Origin of the sequence: Paucibacter sediminis (genome assembly GCF_030254645.1) — a bacterium.
GTDB lineage: Bacteria > Pseudomonadota > Gammaproteobacteria > Burkholderiales > Burkholderiaceae_C > Paucibacter_B > Paucibacter_B sediminis.
This window is the reverse complement of record NZ_CP116346.1, coordinates 2,997,247-3,012,309: the sequence shown is the minus strand read 5'-3', so window position 1 is coordinate 3,012,309 and position 15,063 is coordinate 2,997,247. Positions and strand designations below refer to the sequence as shown.

Genomic DNA, 15,063 nt, shown 5'->3' with positions numbered 1-15,063 from the left:
CAGCGAGTGTAGCTTTGCGAAATGACAGTTGACCCCCCTAAGGCGTCAGCGCGTTACGAAAAGCGGCGGCTCGCCCGCAGGCGCAAGACGTGACCCCCTGCCAGCGCAGGGATAGCGCAAACCATAGCCCCAATTGGGGCACGCGAGCGGCTCGTTGGCGCTCAAACGCGGGGGGAAGAAACCCTAGGAGGCAGGCCTCGGAGCTGCGCCTGTCAGCATTTGATGCCGGCGTGCAGCGCGACGATGCCGCCGCTAAGGTTGTGCACGTCCACATGGCCGAAGCCGGCCGTCTTCATCATGGCCTTGAGGGTGGCCTGATCGGGGTGCATGCGGATCGACTCGGCCAGATAGCGGTAGCTCTCGGCATCGCCGGCAATCCATTGGCCCAGGCGCGGCAGGATCTTGAAGGAGTACCAGTCGTAGGGCTTCTGCAAGGGCTCGGCCACCTTGGAGAACTCCAGCACCAGCAGGCGCCCGCCCGGCTTGAGCACGCGGCACATCTCGGCCAGCGCCTTGTCCTTGTGGGTCATATTGCGCAGGCCGAAGGCCACGCTGACGAGATCGAAGCTGGCGTCCTTGTAGGGCAGCGCCTCGGCATCGCAGAGGTTGGTGGGCAGCACCACGCCCTCGTTGAGCAGGCGGTCGCGGCCCTGGCGCAGCATCGCCTCGTTGATGTCGGTGTGCACCACCATGCCGGTCTCGCCGACCTTGGCGGCGAAGGCCTTTGCCAGGTCGCCGGTGCCGCCGGCGATGTCGAGCGCGCGCTCACCGGGCTTGAGGTTGGCCACCGCCACGGTGTAGGCCTTCCAGGCGCGGTGCATGCCCATGGACATGAGGTCGTTCATGATGTCGTAGCGCGAGGCCACGGAATCGAACACGCCGCGCACGCGGCTGGCCTTCTCGCGCTCGTCGACGGTCTGGAAGCCGAAATGGGTGCTGCTCATGATGGGGCCTTCAAATATTCGTCAATGGTGATGGCCGCAGCTGCCGCCGTGGGCGGCGGCCTTGCCAGGCATCGGCGCATCGCGATCCACGCCGGCGGCAGCCAGGCGGGCCTCGTAATCGCGCCAGAGCTGCGCGGCATTGGCGCCCAGCTCGTATAGATAGTCCCAGGAGAAGATGCCGCTGTCGTGGCCGTCGGAAAAACGCGGCTGCACGGCGTAATGGCCCACCGGCTCCAGCGCATCAATGCCCACCAGGCGCTTGCCGGTCTGCAGGGTCTCCTGGCCGGGGCCATGGCCCTTCACCTCGGCCGAGGGGCTGTATACGCGCATCAGCTCGAAGGGGATGCGAAAGCGCGCGCCATCGTCGAACGCCACCTCGAGCACGCGCGACTGCTGGTGCACGGTGAGCTCGGTGGGCTTGGGGGAGTTGCGGTTCAGGCCGGCCATGGCGTCAGTGTAGCCGGGGCATCACCTCTGGTTGCCGAGCCCGATCTGGTCTAGGGTGCCCGCACCGCTCTCCTCTGACCAGAACCCCAGATGCACAAAATGCTTCGCCCCGCCCCTCTCGTCGCCGGCCTGCTGCTGGCCTTCCTGCCCACGCTTGGCGCCCAGGCGCTGGACCTGAAAGGCCTCTCCAGCGAGGTGCCGGCCTGCAGCGATTTCTATGGCCATGTGAACGGGCTGTGGGAATCCCGCACCGAATTGCCCGCCAATCGCCCACGCATCGGCAGCTTCGATGACCTGCGCCGCGCCAACGACGCGCTGCTGGAAAAGGCCCTGGCCGAGCTGGTGCAGGACGCCAAGGCGCAGAACAGCCCGGGCCTGGCGCTGCTGGCCGCCTATTACAGCAGCGGCATGGATCTGGCCGCCATCGAGGCGCGCGGCCTGGGCGCGCTGCAGCCGCTGCTGCAGCGCATCGACGCCCTGCAGACGCCCGAGCAGCTGCCGACCCAGTTGCCCGTTCTATTGGCCGAGCTGGCGCGCGTGCAGGTGGTGGCGCCGCTGGGCGGCTTTGTGCGCGCCGACCCGATGGAGCCCACCCGCCAGGCGCTGACCCTGGGCGCCGGCGGCCTGGGCCTGCCCGACCGCGACGACTATTTCGCCACCAGCGCGAGCGCCGAGCGCATCAAGACCGCCTACCGCCGCTATGCCCAGGCGATCATGGCCGCCGCCGGCACGCCGCTGGACGCGGCGGCGCTGGACGCCGTGCTGGCGCTGGAGACCGCGCTGGCCGAGGCCACCAAGCCGCGCGCCCAGCAGCGCGATCCGCGCGCCAGCTACAACCCCATGAGCCCGGCCGAGCTGGCCGCGGCCGCGCCGGGCTTCGACTGGCTGGCCTATCTGAACGGCCTTACCGGCACGCCCACGCGCAAGGGTGGGGTGGAACGCCTGATCGTCAGCCAGCCCGAGTTCGCCAAGCGCGTCGGCCAGCTGGCGGCCGGCACGCCCGCGTCGACCTGGCGCAACTACCTGCGCCTGCGCCTGCTGGATGCCAGCGCCGACCGCCTGCCCAAGGCCTTTGCCCAGGCCCATTACGACTACTACGGCGCCACCATCCTGGGCCTGAAGGCGCCCGCGCCGCGCAACGAGGAGGTGATCCTGGCGATCGGCGGGCGCACCGGCGGCGCGCCGCTGGGCCAGGCGCTGGGCGAGCTGTTCGTGCAGAAGGCCTTCCCGGCCGAGGCGCAGCAGCGCGCGCTCGCGCTGGTGGCCGACATCAAGAGCGCGATGCGCCGCCGCATCAGCGAGCTGGGCTGGATGAGCGCGCCCACCAAGCAGCGCGCGCTGGAGAAGCTGGACGCGATGGTGCCCAAGATCGGCGCGCCGGAGCAATGGCCCGACTACCAGGGCCTGAGCCTGGCCAAGGACGACTACGCCGGCAATCTGCTGCGCGCCAATGCCTGGGCCACGCAGCGCCAGATGAATGAGCTGGACCAGCCGACCAACCGCAAGCGCTGGTTCACCAGCCCGCACATCGTCAACGCCTTCGCGGGCGGCCTCAACGAGATCACCTTCCCGGCCGGCATCCTGCAGCCGCCCTTCTTCGACGCCAAGGCCGACGATGCGGTGAACTATGGCGGCATCGGCATGGTGATCGGCCATGAGATCACCCACCACTTCGACGACCGCGGCCGCCAGTACGACGGCCAGGGCCGGCTCAAGGACTGGTGGACCGCCGAGGACGCCGCCGCCTACAAGGCGCGTGCCGAACGCGTGGTGGCGCTGTATGGCGGCTACCGCCCGCTGCCCGAGATGGCCATCAATGGCCAGCTGACCCTGGGAGAGAACATCTCCGACATGTCGGGCCTGCCGATCGCCTACGAGGGCCTGCAGCTGGCGCTCAAGCGCAGCGGCAAGACCGAGAAGATCGACGGCTACACGCCCGAGCAGCGCTTCTTCCTCTCCAACGCCATCGTCTGGCGCGGCAAGGTGCGCACCGAGTTCCTCATCAACCAGCTGCGCACCGACGGCCACTCGCCCGGTAAGTTCCGCGTGCTGGGCCCGATGTCCAACTCGCCGGCCTTCGCCAAGGCCTTCGACTGCAAGCCGGGCGATGGCATGGTGAGCACCGACCCGATCACCGTATGGTGAGCGGGGCGCCGCCTGAGCCCCTCCCGATCACCGTGTGGTGAACAGCAGCGCCGCGCGCAGCTGGTCGTCCAGCTGCGCCAGCGGCAGGGGCAGCCGGGCTTCGGCGGGCGTGGCCAGCGTGCGCTGGCGCTCGCCCCAGATCGGGTTGGGGAAATGGCTGTCCCAGTCGAAGCGGGCGATCACGTGCCAGTGCAGATGCGGCACCATATTGCCCAGGCTGGCGAGGTTCAGCTTGGCTGGCGCGAGCGCCTGGCGCAGCACCTGCTCAATGCGGTAGACCACCTCCATGCAGGCGCTGCGCGCCGCCAGGTCGAGATCGCTGAACTCGGCCACATGCGGCTGCCAGATGACGCGGTAGAAGGCCGGGAAGTCGGCGTCGGCGACGCGCACCACGCGCCACTGCGGGCGCTCCACGATGAGCAGGCCGCCAACTTCGGCACACAGGGGGCAGGCGTGGGTGGTGTTGCTCATGGCAGGCGTTCCGGGCGGCTTAAGATGCCGCGACTGTAGCCGCCTGCCGTGGAAGGAACGCATCGATGCTTGCTCGCCGTGTCTGTCTCATCGCCATCTCCACCCTGGCCGCGCTGGCCGGTCATGCGAGCCAAGCCGAAACCTGGCCGGCCAAGCCGATCCGCTGGGTGGTGGCCTACCCGGCCGGCGGCGGCTCGGACTTCTTGGCGCGCCAGCTCGCGCCCCAGCTCGGCAAGCAGCTGGGCCAGCCGCTGGTGATCGACAACCGCCCCGGCGCCGGCGGCATGATAGGCACCGACGCCGCGGCCAAGGCGCCCGCCGATGGCTACACCATCCTCAGCGGCGACAACGGCGCGCTGGTGTTCAACAGCGCCATGTACAAGAAGCTGCCCTATGCGCCGGCCGATCTGGCGCCGGTGGGGCTGATGGCCAAGTTCCCGCTCATCCTCACCGTGCACCCGGGCGCCGGCTTCAGCAGCGGCAAGCAGTGGCTGGACGAGGTGAAGGCCAACCCGGGCCGTTACAGCTATGCCTCGCCCGGCATCGGCAGCCCGCACCATCTGGCGATGGAACTGGTGAAGGACCGCAGCAAGAGCTTCATCGTGCACGTGCCCTACCGCGGCACCGCCTTCGCGGTGCAGGACCTGATGGCCGGCGTGGTGCCGATGGCCATCCTCGACACCGCCGCCGGCCTGCCGCATATCCGCGCCGGCAAGATCAAGCCGCTGGCAGTGCTGACGAAGAAGCGCATCCCGCAGCTGCCGGACGTGCCGACCTTCGAGGAGCTGGGCCTGAAGAACGTGGACGTGGCGGCCTGGCAGGGCTTGTTCGTGCCCAAAGGCACGCCGGCCGAGGCGGTGACGCGGCTCTCCAGCGAGATGCAGAAGGCGATCCAGCTGCCCGAGGTGCGCAGCAAGCTGGAAGACTTCGGCCTGGAGCTGGCGCCCAGCGACGCCCCCGCGCTGGCGCGCTTCGTGCAGGCCGAGACCCAGACCTGGCATGCGCTGATCAAGGAGCGCAAACTGGCGGCGGAATGAACCCACGCGCCGTCGCCGCCACCCTGCTGCTCGCGCTGACCGGCTTGGCCGGCCTGGCCCGGGCGGCCGCGCCGGCCTGCGAGAAGAAGCTGCGCTGGAACGACGACCCGCCCTTCTCCATGCGCCTGCCCGACGGCGCGATCGGCGGCGTGCAGATCGACATCAACGTCGAGGCGCTGCGCCGCATGGGCTGCGGCGTGAAGCTGGTGGAGATGCCCTTCGCGCGCGCCCTGGTGGAGCTGGAGCATGGCGATCTGGATGTGCTGGCCGGCGCCTTCAGGCGCCCCGAGCGCGAGGCCTATGCCTGGTTCTCGACGCCGGCGCTGCACTCGCGCAATATGCTTTACATACGCCGCGCCGACGCGGCGCGCTGGCCCTTCAAGAGCCTGCTCGAGCTGCGCGGCAGCCCCTTCAGGCTGGGCGCCCAGATCGGCGTGGTCTACGGGCCCGACTACGCCGCCCTGATGCGTGATGAGGTGTTTGCCCGCGGCGTGAGCAAGGTGAGCAATCGGCACGGCCTGTGGCAGATGCTGGAGCGCGGCCGCATCGACGGCGTGATTGCCGACGAGCTGACCGCCGAATTCGAGCTGGCGGGCCTGAAGCTGAGCGACAAGCTGCTCAAGACCCTGGTGATGGTGTCGGACGAACCGGCCCCCACCGCCTTCAGCATGCGCAGCACCGACCCGGGCTTCGTGGAGCGCTACAACAGCACCATCGAGGCGATGCGCCGCGACGGCAGCCTGCAGCGCATCGTGCAGCGCTACCTCGGTGCCGAAGCCGCTGCCGCCGCCCTGCCCTAGCCCGGGCTAGACCAGCACCCGCTCGATGCCGCCGTTGTTGGCCTTGGCCACGTAGTCCGGCATCCAGCTCTCGCCCAGGATCTTGTTGGCCATCTCGACCACGATGTAGTCGGCTTCCAGCAGGCCGTTCTGCAGATCGCCGCCATAGCGGGTCAGGCCCTGCAGGCAGCTCGGGCAGCTGGTGAGGATCTTGAGGTTCTCGGCCGCCGCCACCTTGCCGGACTCGCGCAACATCGTCTCGGTCTTGCGCAGCTCCTCTTCCTTGCGGAAGCGCACCTGGGTGGAGATGTCGGGGCGGGTCACGCCCAGCGTGCCGCTCTCGCCGCAGCAGCGCTCGCTCTTCACCACCTCGGGGCCCACCAGGGCTTTCACCGTCTTCATCGGCTCCTGCAGCTTCATCGGGCTGTGGCAGGGGTCGTGGTAGAGGTAGGCCTGGGTTGAGTCGAGCTTGATGCCCTTCTCGAGCAGGAACTCGTGGATATCGACGATGCGGCAGCCCGGGAAGATGTCCTCGAACTTGTAGCCCTGCAGCTGGTCGTAGCAGGTGCCGCAACTCACCACCACGGTCTTGATGTCCAGGTAGTTGAGCGTGTTGGCGACGCGATGGAACAGCACGCGGTTGTCGGTGATGATCTGCTCGGCGCGGTCGAACTGGCCCGAGCCGCGCTGCGGATAGCCGCAGCACAGATAGCCGGGCGGCAGCACGGTCTGCACGCCGGCATGCCAGAGCATCGCCTGGGTGGCCAAGCCCACCTGGCTGAACAGGCGCTCGGAGCCGCAGCCGGGGAAGTAGAACACCGCCTCGGTCTCGGCCGTGGTGCTGGCCGGGTTGCGGATGATGGGGACGTAGTCCTTGTCCTCGATGTCCAAGAGCGCGCGCGCCGTCTTCTTGGGCAGGCCGCCGGGCAGCTTCTTGTTGATGAAGTGGATCACCTGCTCCTTGATCGGCGCGGCGCCCACGCTGGCGCGCGGCGCGGCGGTCTGCTTCTTGGCAAAGCCCTTCAGCAGCTCATGCGCCAGGCGCTGGGCCTTGAAGCCCACGCCCACCATGGCGGTGCGCGCCAGCTTGATGGTCTCGGGATTGGTGGCGTTGAGCATGAACATGGCCGCGGCATTGCCGGGGCGCCAGGTCTTCTGGCCCATCTTGCGCAGCAGATTGCGCATATTCATGGTGACGTCGCCGAAGTCGATCTTCACCGGGCAGGGGTTCAGGCATTTGTGGCAGACCGTGCAGTGGTCGGCCACATCCTCGAACTCTTCCCAATGCTTGATCGAGACGCCGCGGCGCGTCTGCTCCTCGTAGAGGAAGGCCTCCACCAGCAGCGAGGTGGCGAGGATCTTGTTGCGCGGGCTGTAGAGCAGGTTGGCGCGCGGCACATGGGTGGCACACACCGGCTTGCACTTGCCGCAGCGCAGGCAGTCCTTGACGCTGTCGGCGATGGCGCCGATGTCGCTCTGCTGCATGATCAGCGACTCGTGGCCCATCAGCCCGAAGCTGGGCGTGTAGGCGTTGGTCAGGTCGGCATAGTCGGTGCCGCCACGCAAGAGCTTGCCCTTGTTGAAGCGGCCCTCAGGGTCGACGCGCTGCTTGTAGCCGGCAAAGCCCGCCAGCTCCTCGTCGGTGAGGAACTCCAGCTTGGTGATGCCGATGCCATGCTCGCCCGAGATCACGCCGTTCAGCGAACGCGCCAGCTTCATGATGCGCGCCACCGCCTCATGGGCGGTCTGCAGCATCTGGTAGTTGTCGGAGTTGACCGGGATGTTGGTGTGCACATTGCCGTCGCCGGCATGCATGTGCAGGGCCACCCAGACGCGGCCCTTCAGCACCTCGCCATGGATGCGCTTGCACTCGGCCAGGATGGCCTCGAAGGCCGCGCCGGCAAAGATGCCCTGCAGCGGCTTGAAGATCTGCGTCTTCCAGGAGGCGCGCAGGCTGTGGTCTTGCAGCTGGTCGAAGTAGCTGCGCTCTTCCGGGCGCGGCAGATCCAGCTCGTCCTTCCAGCGCGTCCAGCGGTGGCCGATTTCGTTCAGCAGCGCCAGCGCCTGCTGCACGCGGTCTTCCAGCAGCTCGGCGCTGGGGATCTCGCTGGCGTCGTCGCTCTTGCCCAGCGGCAGCTTGCCTTGCGTGAAGAAGGCCTGCAGGGCCTCCACCAGGGCCAGCTTGTTGCGCAGACTTAGCTCGATATTGATGCGCTCGATGCCCAGGGTGTACTCGCCCATGCGCTCCAGCGGGATCACCACGTCCTCGTTCACCTTGAAGGCATTGGTGTGCTTGGAGATCGCCGCGGTGCGCTTGCGATCGAGCCAGAACTTCTTGCGCGCGTCGGCCGAGACGGCCACAAAGCCCTCGCCGCTGCGGCCATTGGCCAGGCGCACCACCTCGGAGGTGGCGCGCGCCACCGCATCCTCGTCGTCGCCAACGATGTCGCCCACCAGCACCATCTTGGGCAGGCCGCCGCGCTTGCTCTTGGTGGCATAGCCCACCGCCTTCAGGTAGCGGTCGTCCAGATGCTCCAGGCCCGCCAGCAGCACCGGCGTAGCGCCGGCACCCTCGGCATCGGTGTTCGCGCCGCCCGCCTGGGTGGCCAGCGAGAACATGTAGTCCTTGATGTCGACGATGGAGGGCACGCAGTCCTTCGGGTTGCCGAAGAACTCCAGGCAGACGGTGCGCACATGCTTGGGCATGCGGTGCACGATCCAGCGCGCGCTGGTGATGAGGCCGTCGCAGCCTTCCTTCTGGATGCCGGGCAGGCCGGCGAGGAATTTGTCGGTGACGTCCTTGCCCAGGCCCTCCTTGCGGAAGGTGCGGCCGGGGATGTCCAGGCGCTCGCTGCGCTCCAGCTTCTTGCCCGAGGCATCGAAATAGCGCAGCTCGAAGCTGGCCATCTCGACGTCGTGGATCTTGCCCAGGTTGTGGTTGAGGCGAATGACCTCCAGCCACTTGGCATCCGGCGTGACCATCTTCCAGGAGGCCAGATTGTCCAGCGCCGTGCCCCACAGCACGGCCTTCTTGCCGCCGGCGTTCATCGCCACATTGCCGCCGATGCAGGAGGCCTCGGCGCTGGTGGGGTCCACCGCGAACACATAGCCATGCTGCTCGGCCAGGTCGGAGACGCGCTGCGTCACCACCCCGGCCTCGCTGAAGATGGTGGCCACCGGCCGGCCCACGCCGGGCAGCTCCAGCATCTCAACGCCGCGCAGGGCCTCGAGCTTCTCGGTGTTGATGACGGCGCTCTTCCACACCAGGGGCACGGCGCCGCCGGTATAGCCGGTGCCGCCGCCGCGCGGGATGATGGTCAGGCCCAGCTCGATGCAGCCCTTCACCAGATGGGCCATCTCGGCCTCGCTGTCGGGGGTCAGCACCACGAAGGGGTACTCGACGCGCCAGTCGGTGGCGTCGGTGACATGCGAGACGCGCGAAAGCCCGTCGTACTTGATGTTGTCCTTGGCGGTGTGCTTGCCCAGTACCTTGGTCGCACGCCGGCGCAGTTCGGCCACCTCGTCGAACTGGGCGGCAAAGCGCGCCACCGCGGCCTGGGCCAGCGTCAGCAGTTCGCCCACCGAGGCGTCGCGCTGTGGGTCCAGCGCCGGATTGCGGCGCTTCTCCACCTCGTGCAGGCGGTGCTTCAGGGCATCGATCAGCTGCTGGCGCCGCTTGGGGTTGTCGAGCAGATCGTCCTGCAGATAGGGGTTGCGCTGCACCACCCAGATATCGCCCAGCACCTCGTAGAGCATGCGGGCGGAGCGGCCGGTCTGGCGCTCGTCGCGCAGCGAGTTGGCCAGCTCCCAGGCGCGCGCGCCGAGCAGGCGGATGACGATCTCGCGGTCGGAAAAGGAGGTGTAGTTGTAGGGAATCTCGCGCAGGCGCGGGGCCTCGTGCGCGGCGGCAGCAGCAGCGGACTCTGTGGGCATCAGGGGATGCGGTGCATTCATGGCGGCGGGGGCAGGGAAAGAGCGAGGAGCAGGCAAGGTCCGCTGGCTTGTGGCCTGGGTGGCGCGCAGGGCGTGGAGCGAGTCGCCGCAGCCCGGACTGCGCAGGGCGTTGATCCTACCGCAGCGCAGCATGGACGCCCCGCGCAAGCCCGATTACCCTTGGCCCGCGCCGGCGCTTTGCCGGCCTTCTGATTCAGGGCAAGAACTGACCCCGGGATGACATTTACCAGTTGGTGAACTGTCACAATGCGCGGCTAATCTGCCTGGTTTCCCATTCGAGAGGAGCATCAACGTCCATGAAAGCACATCAGCTCGCAGCCGCGGCCCTGATCGCCAGCCTGTCCGTCGGCGCACAGGCACAAACCGAGATCCAATGGTGGCACTCGATGAGCGGGGCCCTGGGTGACTGGGTCAACGACCTCGCCCGCGAATTCAACGCCAGCCAGAAGGACGTCAAGATCGTGCCGGCCTTCAAGGGCAGCTACGACGAATCGATGACCGCCGCGATCGCCGCCTTCCGTGCCGGCAATGCGCCGCACATCCTGCAGGTGTTCGAGGTCGGCACCGCCACCATGATGGCCAGCAAGGGCGCCATCGTGCCGGTGGGCGAGGTGATGAAGATGGGCGACGCCAAGTTCGACCCGAATGCCTATGTGCCCGCGGTGGCCGGCTATTACACGGCACCCAGCGGCCAGATGCTGTCGATGCCCTTCAACAGCTCGACCACCGTCTTCCACTACAACAAGGACGCCTTCAAGGCCGCCGGCCTGGACCCCAACAAGCCGCCCAGCACCTGGCCCGAGGTGGCCCTGGCGGCCGCCAAACTCAAGGCCAGCGGCCACAAGTGCCCCTTCACCACCACCTGGGTGAGCTGGACCCAGTTCGAGAGCTTCTCGGCCTGGCACAACGTCGAGTTCAGCACCAAGAACAATGGCTTCGGCGGCACCGACACGCGCCTGGCCTTCAACACCCCGCTGCACCTGCGCCATATCGAGAACCTGGCGAACATGGCCAAGCAGGGCCTGTTCGTCTACAAGGGCCGCGGCAACACCGGCGACGCGACCTTCTACTCGGGCGAATGCGCGATGCTGACCGGCAGCTCGGGCCTCTACGCCAACATCAAGAAGAACGCCAAGTTCGCCAGCGGCATCGCCCCCCTGCCCTATTACCCCGATGTGGCCGGCGCGCCGCAGAACACCGTGATCGGCGGCGCCAGCCTGTGGGTGATGGCGGGCAAGAAGCCGGCCGAGTACAAGGGCATCGCGGCCTTCTTCAGCTACCTGGCCAAGGCCGAGGTGGCCTCGGAAAGCCACAAGCGCACCGGCTATCTGCCGGTCACCAAGGCCGCCTACGAGCTGACCGAGAAGAGCGGCTTCTACAAGGCCAACCCCGGCACCGATGTCGCGGTGACGCAGATGATCCGCAAGACCACCGACAAGTCGCGTGGCGTGCGCCTGGGCAACTTCGTGCAGATCCGCACCATCATCGACGAGGAGATGGAGAACGTCTGGTCCGGCAAGAAGACGCCCAAGGAAGGCATCGACACGGCCATCCAGCGCGGCAACGAGCAACTGGAAAAGTTCCAAAAGACGGCCAAGCTGTGATCGCTTGAGCAAGACCTGAGCCATGGCCCTGGAAAAACGCGTTCTCTTCAAATCCGCCTGGTTGCCCTGGCTGCTGCTGGCGCCGCAGCTGGTGGTGATCAGCGTGTTCTTCTTCTGGCCGGCGGGTCAGGCGCTGCTGCAATCGATGCAGCAGCAGGACGCCTTCGGCACCTCCACCGAATGGGTGGGGCTGGAGAACTTCCGCGCGCTGTTCGGTGACGCCAGCTATCTGGAGTCCTTCCAGACCACCGCGCTGTTCTCGGCCCTGGTGGCGGTGCTGGGGCTGAGCGTCTCGCTGCTGCTGGCGGTGATGGCGGACCGGGTGGTGAAGGGTGCGGCGGTCTACAAGACGCTGCTGATCTGGCCCTATGCGGTGGCGCCGGCGATTGCCGGCGTGCTGTGGCTCTTCATGTTCGCGCCCAGCATCGGCGTGGTCTCGTACGCGCTGGGCGCGCTCGGCTTCGAGTGGAACCATCTGCTCAACTCGCGCCATGCCATGGCCCTGGTGGTGCTGGCCGCGGTGTGGAAGCAGATCTCCTACAACTTCCTGTTCTTCCTGGCGGGCCTGCAGTCGATCCCGAAATCGCTCATCGAGGCCGCGGCCATCGATGGCGCCAGCCCCTGGCATCGCTTCTGGACCATCGTGTTCCCGCTGCTCTCGCCCACCACCTTCTTCCTGCTGGTGATCAACGTCGTCTACGCCTTCTTCGACACCTTCGGCATCATCGACGCGGCCACCCATGGCGGCCCCGGCAAGGACACCGCCATCCTGGTCTACAAGGTCTACTACGACGGCTTCAAGGCCATGGACCTGGGCGGCTCGGCCGCGCAGTCGGTGGTGCTGATGTTCATCGTCATCACGCTGACGGTGCTGCAGTTCCGTTATGTCGAGAAGAAGGTGCAGTACTGACATGATCGAACGCCGCCCCGCCCTCACCCTGCTCTCCCATCTGGTGCTGATCCTGGGGGTGCTGATCGTCGCCTTCCCGCTCTACATCACCTTCGTGGCCAGCACCCACACGGCGCAGGAGATCGTCCAGGCCCCCATGCCGATGACGCCCGGCAGCCACCTGCTGGAGAACTACCGCGACGCGCTCTTGGGCAGCGCCACCGGCGGGAACTCGAAGGCGCCGGTGGGCCGCATGATGTGGGTGAGCCTGATGTGCGCGCTGGGCATCGCGATCGGCAAGATCGCCATCTCGCTGCTCTCGGCCTTTGCGATCGTCTACTTCCGCTTCCCCTTCAAGAGCTTCTTCTTCTGGGCCATCTTCGTGACCCTGATGCTGCCGGTGGAGGTGCGCATCGGTCCCACCTACCAGGTGGTGTCGGACCTGAAGATGCTCAACAGCTATGCCGGCCTGACGATCCCGCTGATCGCCTCGGCCACCGCCACCTTTTTGTTCCGCCAGTTCTTTATGACGGTGCCCGACGAGCTGGTGGAGGCCGCGCGCATCGATGGCGCCGGGCCCATGCGCTTCTTCAAGGACGTGCTGCTGCCCCTGTCCAGCACCAGCATCGCCGCCCTGTTCGTGATCCAGTTCATCTACGGCTGGAACCAGTACCTCTGGCCGCTCTTGGTCACCACCGAGGAGAACATGTACCCGGTGGTGATAGGCATCAAGCGCATGATCGCCGGCGGCGATGCGGCCAACGAATGGAACATCGTCATGGCCACCGCCATGCTGGCGATGATCCCGCCCGCGCTGGTGGTGATCCTGATGCAGAAATGGTTCGTCAAGGGCCTGGTCGACGCCGAGAAGTAAAGAGAAAAGAACATGGCAAGCATTTCCCTGCGCAAGGTCGTGAAGCGCTACGGCACCGGCCCCAAGGCCAACCAGGTCATCCACGGCGTGGATGCTGAGATCGCCGATGGCGAGTTCATCGTCATCGTCGGGCCCTCGGGCTGCGGCAAGTCCACGCTCTTGCGCATGGTGGCGGGGCTGGAGGAAATCTCGGGCGGCGAGATCGCGATCGGGCCGCGCGTGGTCAATCAGGTCGAGCCGGCGGACCGCGATATCGCCATGGTGTTCCAGAACTACGCGCTCTATCCGCATATGAGCGTGTTCGACAACATGGCCTACGGGCTCAAGATCAAGAAGGTGCCGGTTGACGAGATCAAGGCGCGCGTCGACAAGGCCGCCAAGATCCTGGAGCTCAGCCAGCTGCTGGACCGCAAGCCGCGCGCGCTCTCGGGCGGCCAGCGCCAGCGCGTGGCGATGGGCCGCGCCATCGTGCGCAACCCGCAGGTGTTCCTGTTCGACGAGCCGCTCTCCAACCTCGACGCCAAGCTGCGCGCCCAGACCCGGCTGGAGATCCAGAAGCTGCACCGCGAGCTGGGCGTGACCTCGCTGTTTGTGACCCACGACCAGGTGGAGGCCATGACCCTGGCCCAGCGCATGATCGTGATGAACGGCGGCCGCATGGAGCAGATCGGCACGCCCGAGGAGGTCTATGCGCGACCGGCCAGCACCTTCGTGGCCGGCTTCATCGGCTCGCCGCCGATGAATCTGCTGAAGGGCCGCGCCGAGGGCACGATGTTCCACGTTGGCGGCATCAGCCTGCCGCTGCCGGCCGCCGCGCCGCGCGATGGCGAGCTGATCCTGGGCCTGCGGCCCGAGCACCTGGACCATTGGAATGCCAGTCAGGGCTGGCCGCTGACGGTGGAGATGATCGAGATGCTGGGCGCCGAGCGGCTGGTCTACGGGCGGCTGGGCAGCGAGCTCTTCACCCTGCGCATCGACGCCACCCACGTGCCGCCCACGGTGGGCGAGACGCTGATGCTGGAGCTGAGCGCCAAGCATCTGCACTGGTTCGACGCCCAGAGCACGCAACGCGTATGAAAAGAACGCTCCCGCTGCCCTTCTGGATCGCGCACCGCGGCGCCGGCAAGCTGGCGCCGGAGAACACCCTGGCTGCGTTCCGCCTTGGCGCCCAGCACGGCTACCGCGCCTTCGAATGCGATGTGAAGCTGAGCCGCGACGGCGTGCCCTTTCTGCTGCACGACAGCACGCTGAACCGCACCACCTCGGCGCGCGGCCGCGCCGCCGAACGCGACTGGAGCGAGCTCTCGCGCCTGGACGCCGGCGGCTGGCACAGCCGCGCCTTTGCCGGTGAACCCTTGATGAGCCTGGAGGCGCTGGCCGCCTTCATCCTCGCCAATCGCTTTGCGCTCAATATCGAGATCAAACCCACGCCCGGTCAGGAGTTCGAGACCGGCGAGGTGGTGGGGCGCGAGGTGCTGCGTTTGTGGGCCGGCCAGACCAGCCTGCCGGTGTTCAGCTCCTTCCAGCCCGAGGCCTTGCGTGGCGCACGCGCGAGCGCCCCCGAGGTGCCGCGCGGCCTGCTGCTGGACGGCTTGCGCGCGGGCTGGCTGGACGAAGCCCAGGCGCTGGGCTGCCAGGCGGTGATCAGCAACTACAACCTGATGGACGCCGCCACGGTGGCGCGCATTCATGGGGCCGACATGCGGGCGCTGGTCTACACGGTGAACGACGAGGCCGCCGTCCGATGGCTGCGCGCCAACGGCGTGGACGGCATCATCACCGACGCGGTGGACAAGTTTTCGCCGGTGGGCTGAGGCGGCAAACGGCATCAAGCGGAAGTTCAAGTGCAAGCGTGGAAGATCGGAAGCGCAGAGGTAGCGCCGATTTACCGAGCACGCACCAAGTGCCGCATCAGGTCT

The 15,063-nt window shown here is 67.3% G+C and carries 12 protein-coding genes; 8 read left to right on the top strand and 4 right to left on the bottom strand.

Going from position 1 to position 15,063, the window contains the following annotated elements; genetic code table 11:
- Positions 1 to 212: 212 nt before the first annotated feature.
- Positions 213 to 944: a bifunctional demethylmenaquinone methyltransferase/2-methoxy-6-polyprenyl-1,4-benzoquinol methylase UbiE gene (gene ubiE / locus PFX98_RS13980; RefSeq protein ID WP_285231114.1), complete on the bottom strand. Its 732-nt coding sequence runs from the start codon at positions 942 to 944 to the stop codon at positions 213 to 215.
- Positions 945 to 965: 21 nt separating this feature from the next.
- Positions 966 to 1,391, bottom strand: coding sequence for a gamma-butyrobetaine hydroxylase family protein (locus PFX98_RS13975; protein WP_285231113.1), 426 nt, complete (start codon positions 1,389 to 1,391; stop codon positions 966 to 968).
- A 99-nt stretch (positions 1,392 to 1,490) separates the two neighbouring features.
- Between PFX98_RS13975 and PFX98_RS13970 the strand changes: the two genes are divergently transcribed.
- Entirely contained in the window at positions 1,491 to 3,536 is a 2,046-nt protein-coding gene (locus tag PFX98_RS13970) for a M13 family metallopeptidase (protein WP_285231112.1), read from the top strand.
- 27 nt (positions 3,537 to 3,563) lie between these two features.
- Here PFX98_RS13970 and PFX98_RS13965 read toward each other — a convergent pair whose 3' ends face one another.
- Positions 3,564 to 4,007: an HIT family protein gene (locus PFX98_RS13965; RefSeq protein ID WP_285231111.1), complete on the bottom strand. Its 444-nt coding sequence runs from the start codon at positions 4,005 to 4,007 to the stop codon at positions 3,564 to 3,566.
- A 65-nt stretch (positions 4,008 to 4,072) separates the two neighbouring features.
- Here PFX98_RS13965 and PFX98_RS13960 point away from each other — a divergent pair, with 65 nt between their 5' ends.
- On the top strand, positions 4,073 to 5,044 hold the full coding sequence (locus tag PFX98_RS13960; protein ID WP_285231110.1) for a Bug family tripartite tricarboxylate transporter substrate binding protein: 972 nt from the start codon (positions 4,073 to 4,075) through the stop codon (positions 5,042 to 5,044).
- Positions 5,041 to 5,844 (top strand): substrate-binding periplasmic protein, encoded by an 804-nt coding sequence (locus PFX98_RS13955; RefSeq protein WP_285231109.1) that lies wholly within the window; start codon positions 5,041 to 5,043, stop codon positions 5,842 to 5,844. The genes PFX98_RS13960 and PFX98_RS13955 overlap by 4 nt, the downstream gene beginning before the upstream one ends.
- Positions 5,845 to 5,850: 6 nt before the next feature.
- Here the strand turns inward: PFX98_RS13955 and PFX98_RS13950 are convergent, their stop codons facing one another.
- Complete coding sequence (locus tag PFX98_RS13950; RefSeq protein WP_425334605.1) at positions 5,851 to 9,777, bottom strand: DUF3683 domain-containing protein; 3,927 nt, start codon at positions 9,775 to 9,777, stop codon at positions 5,851 to 5,853.
- Positions 9,778 to 10,073: 296 nt separating this feature from the next.
- On the opposite strand from PFX98_RS13950, the gene ugpB reads away from it, so the two are divergent.
- From ugpB to ugpQ, 5 genes are read left to right on the top strand one after another with little or no spacing between them, the layout of a single operon-like run.
- Entirely contained in the window at positions 10,074 to 11,381 is a 1,308-nt protein-coding gene (ugpB, locus tag PFX98_RS13945; RefSeq protein ID WP_285231107.1) for a sn-glycerol-3-phosphate ABC transporter substrate-binding protein UgpB, read from the top strand.
- Between the two features lie 28 nt (positions 11,382 to 11,409).
- Positions 11,410 to 12,291, top strand: coding sequence for a sn-glycerol-3-phosphate ABC transporter permease UgpA (ugpA, locus tag PFX98_RS13940; protein WP_285235592.1), 882 nt, complete (start codon positions 11,410 to 11,412; stop codon positions 12,289 to 12,291).
- Position 12,292: 1 nt separating this feature from the next.
- Positions 12,293 to 13,144: a sn-glycerol-3-phosphate ABC transporter permease UgpE gene (gene ugpE, locus PFX98_RS13935; RefSeq protein WP_285231106.1), complete on the top strand. Its 852-nt coding sequence runs from the start codon at positions 12,293 to 12,295 to the stop codon at positions 13,142 to 13,144.
- Between the two features lie 12 nt (positions 13,145 to 13,156).
- A complete protein-coding gene (locus PFX98_RS13930; protein WP_285231105.1) occupies positions 13,157 to 14,221 on the top strand; it encodes a sn-glycerol-3-phosphate import ATP-binding protein UgpC in 1,065 nt (354 codons plus the stop codon).
- On the top strand, positions 14,218 to 14,958 hold the full coding sequence (ugpQ, locus tag PFX98_RS13925) for a glycerophosphodiester phosphodiesterase (RefSeq protein WP_285231104.1): 741 nt from the start codon (positions 14,218 to 14,220) through the stop codon (positions 14,956 to 14,958). The genes PFX98_RS13930 and ugpQ overlap by 4 nt, the downstream gene beginning before the upstream one ends.
- Positions 14,959 to 15,063 lie beyond the last annotated feature (105 nt).

Coding starts and splice junctions, on each gene's coding strand:
- ubiE (WP_285231114.1), bottom strand. CDS start 944: ATGAGCAGCACCCATTTCGGCTTCCAGACCGTCGACGAGCGCGAGAAG.
- PFX98_RS13975 (WP_285231113.1), bottom strand. CDS start 1,391: ATGGCCGGCCTGAACCGCAACTCCCCCAAGCCCACCGAGCTCACCGTG.
- PFX98_RS13970 (WP_285231112.1), top strand. CDS start 1,491: ATGCTTCGCCCCGCCCCTCTCGTCGCCGGCCTGCTGCTGGCCTTCCTG.
- PFX98_RS13965 (WP_285231111.1), bottom strand. CDS start 4,007: ATGAGCAACACCACCCACGCCTGCCCCCTGTGTGCCGAAGTTGGCGGC.
- PFX98_RS13960 (WP_285231110.1), top strand. CDS start 4,073: ATGCTTGCTCGCCGTGTCTGTCTCATCGCCATCTCCACCCTGGCCGCG.
- PFX98_RS13955 (WP_285231109.1), top strand. CDS start 5,041: ATGAACCCACGCGCCGTCGCCGCCACCCTGCTGCTCGCGCTGACCGGC.
- PFX98_RS13950 (WP_425334605.1), bottom strand. CDS start 9,777: ATGAATGCACCGCATCCCCTGATGCCCACAGAGTCCGCTGCTGCTGCC.
- ugpB (WP_285231107.1), top strand. CDS start 10,074: ATGAAAGCACATCAGCTCGCAGCCGCGGCCCTGATCGCCAGCCTGTCC.
- ugpE (WP_285231106.1), top strand. CDS start 12,293: ATGATCGAACGCCGCCCCGCCCTCACCCTGCTCTCCCATCTGGTGCTG.
- PFX98_RS13930 (WP_285231105.1), top strand. CDS start 13,157: ATGGCAAGCATTTCCCTGCGCAAGGTCGTGAAGCGCTACGGCACCGGC.
- ugpQ (WP_285231104.1), top strand. CDS start 14,218: ATGAAAAGAACGCTCCCGCTGCCCTTCTGGATCGCGCACCGCGGCGCC.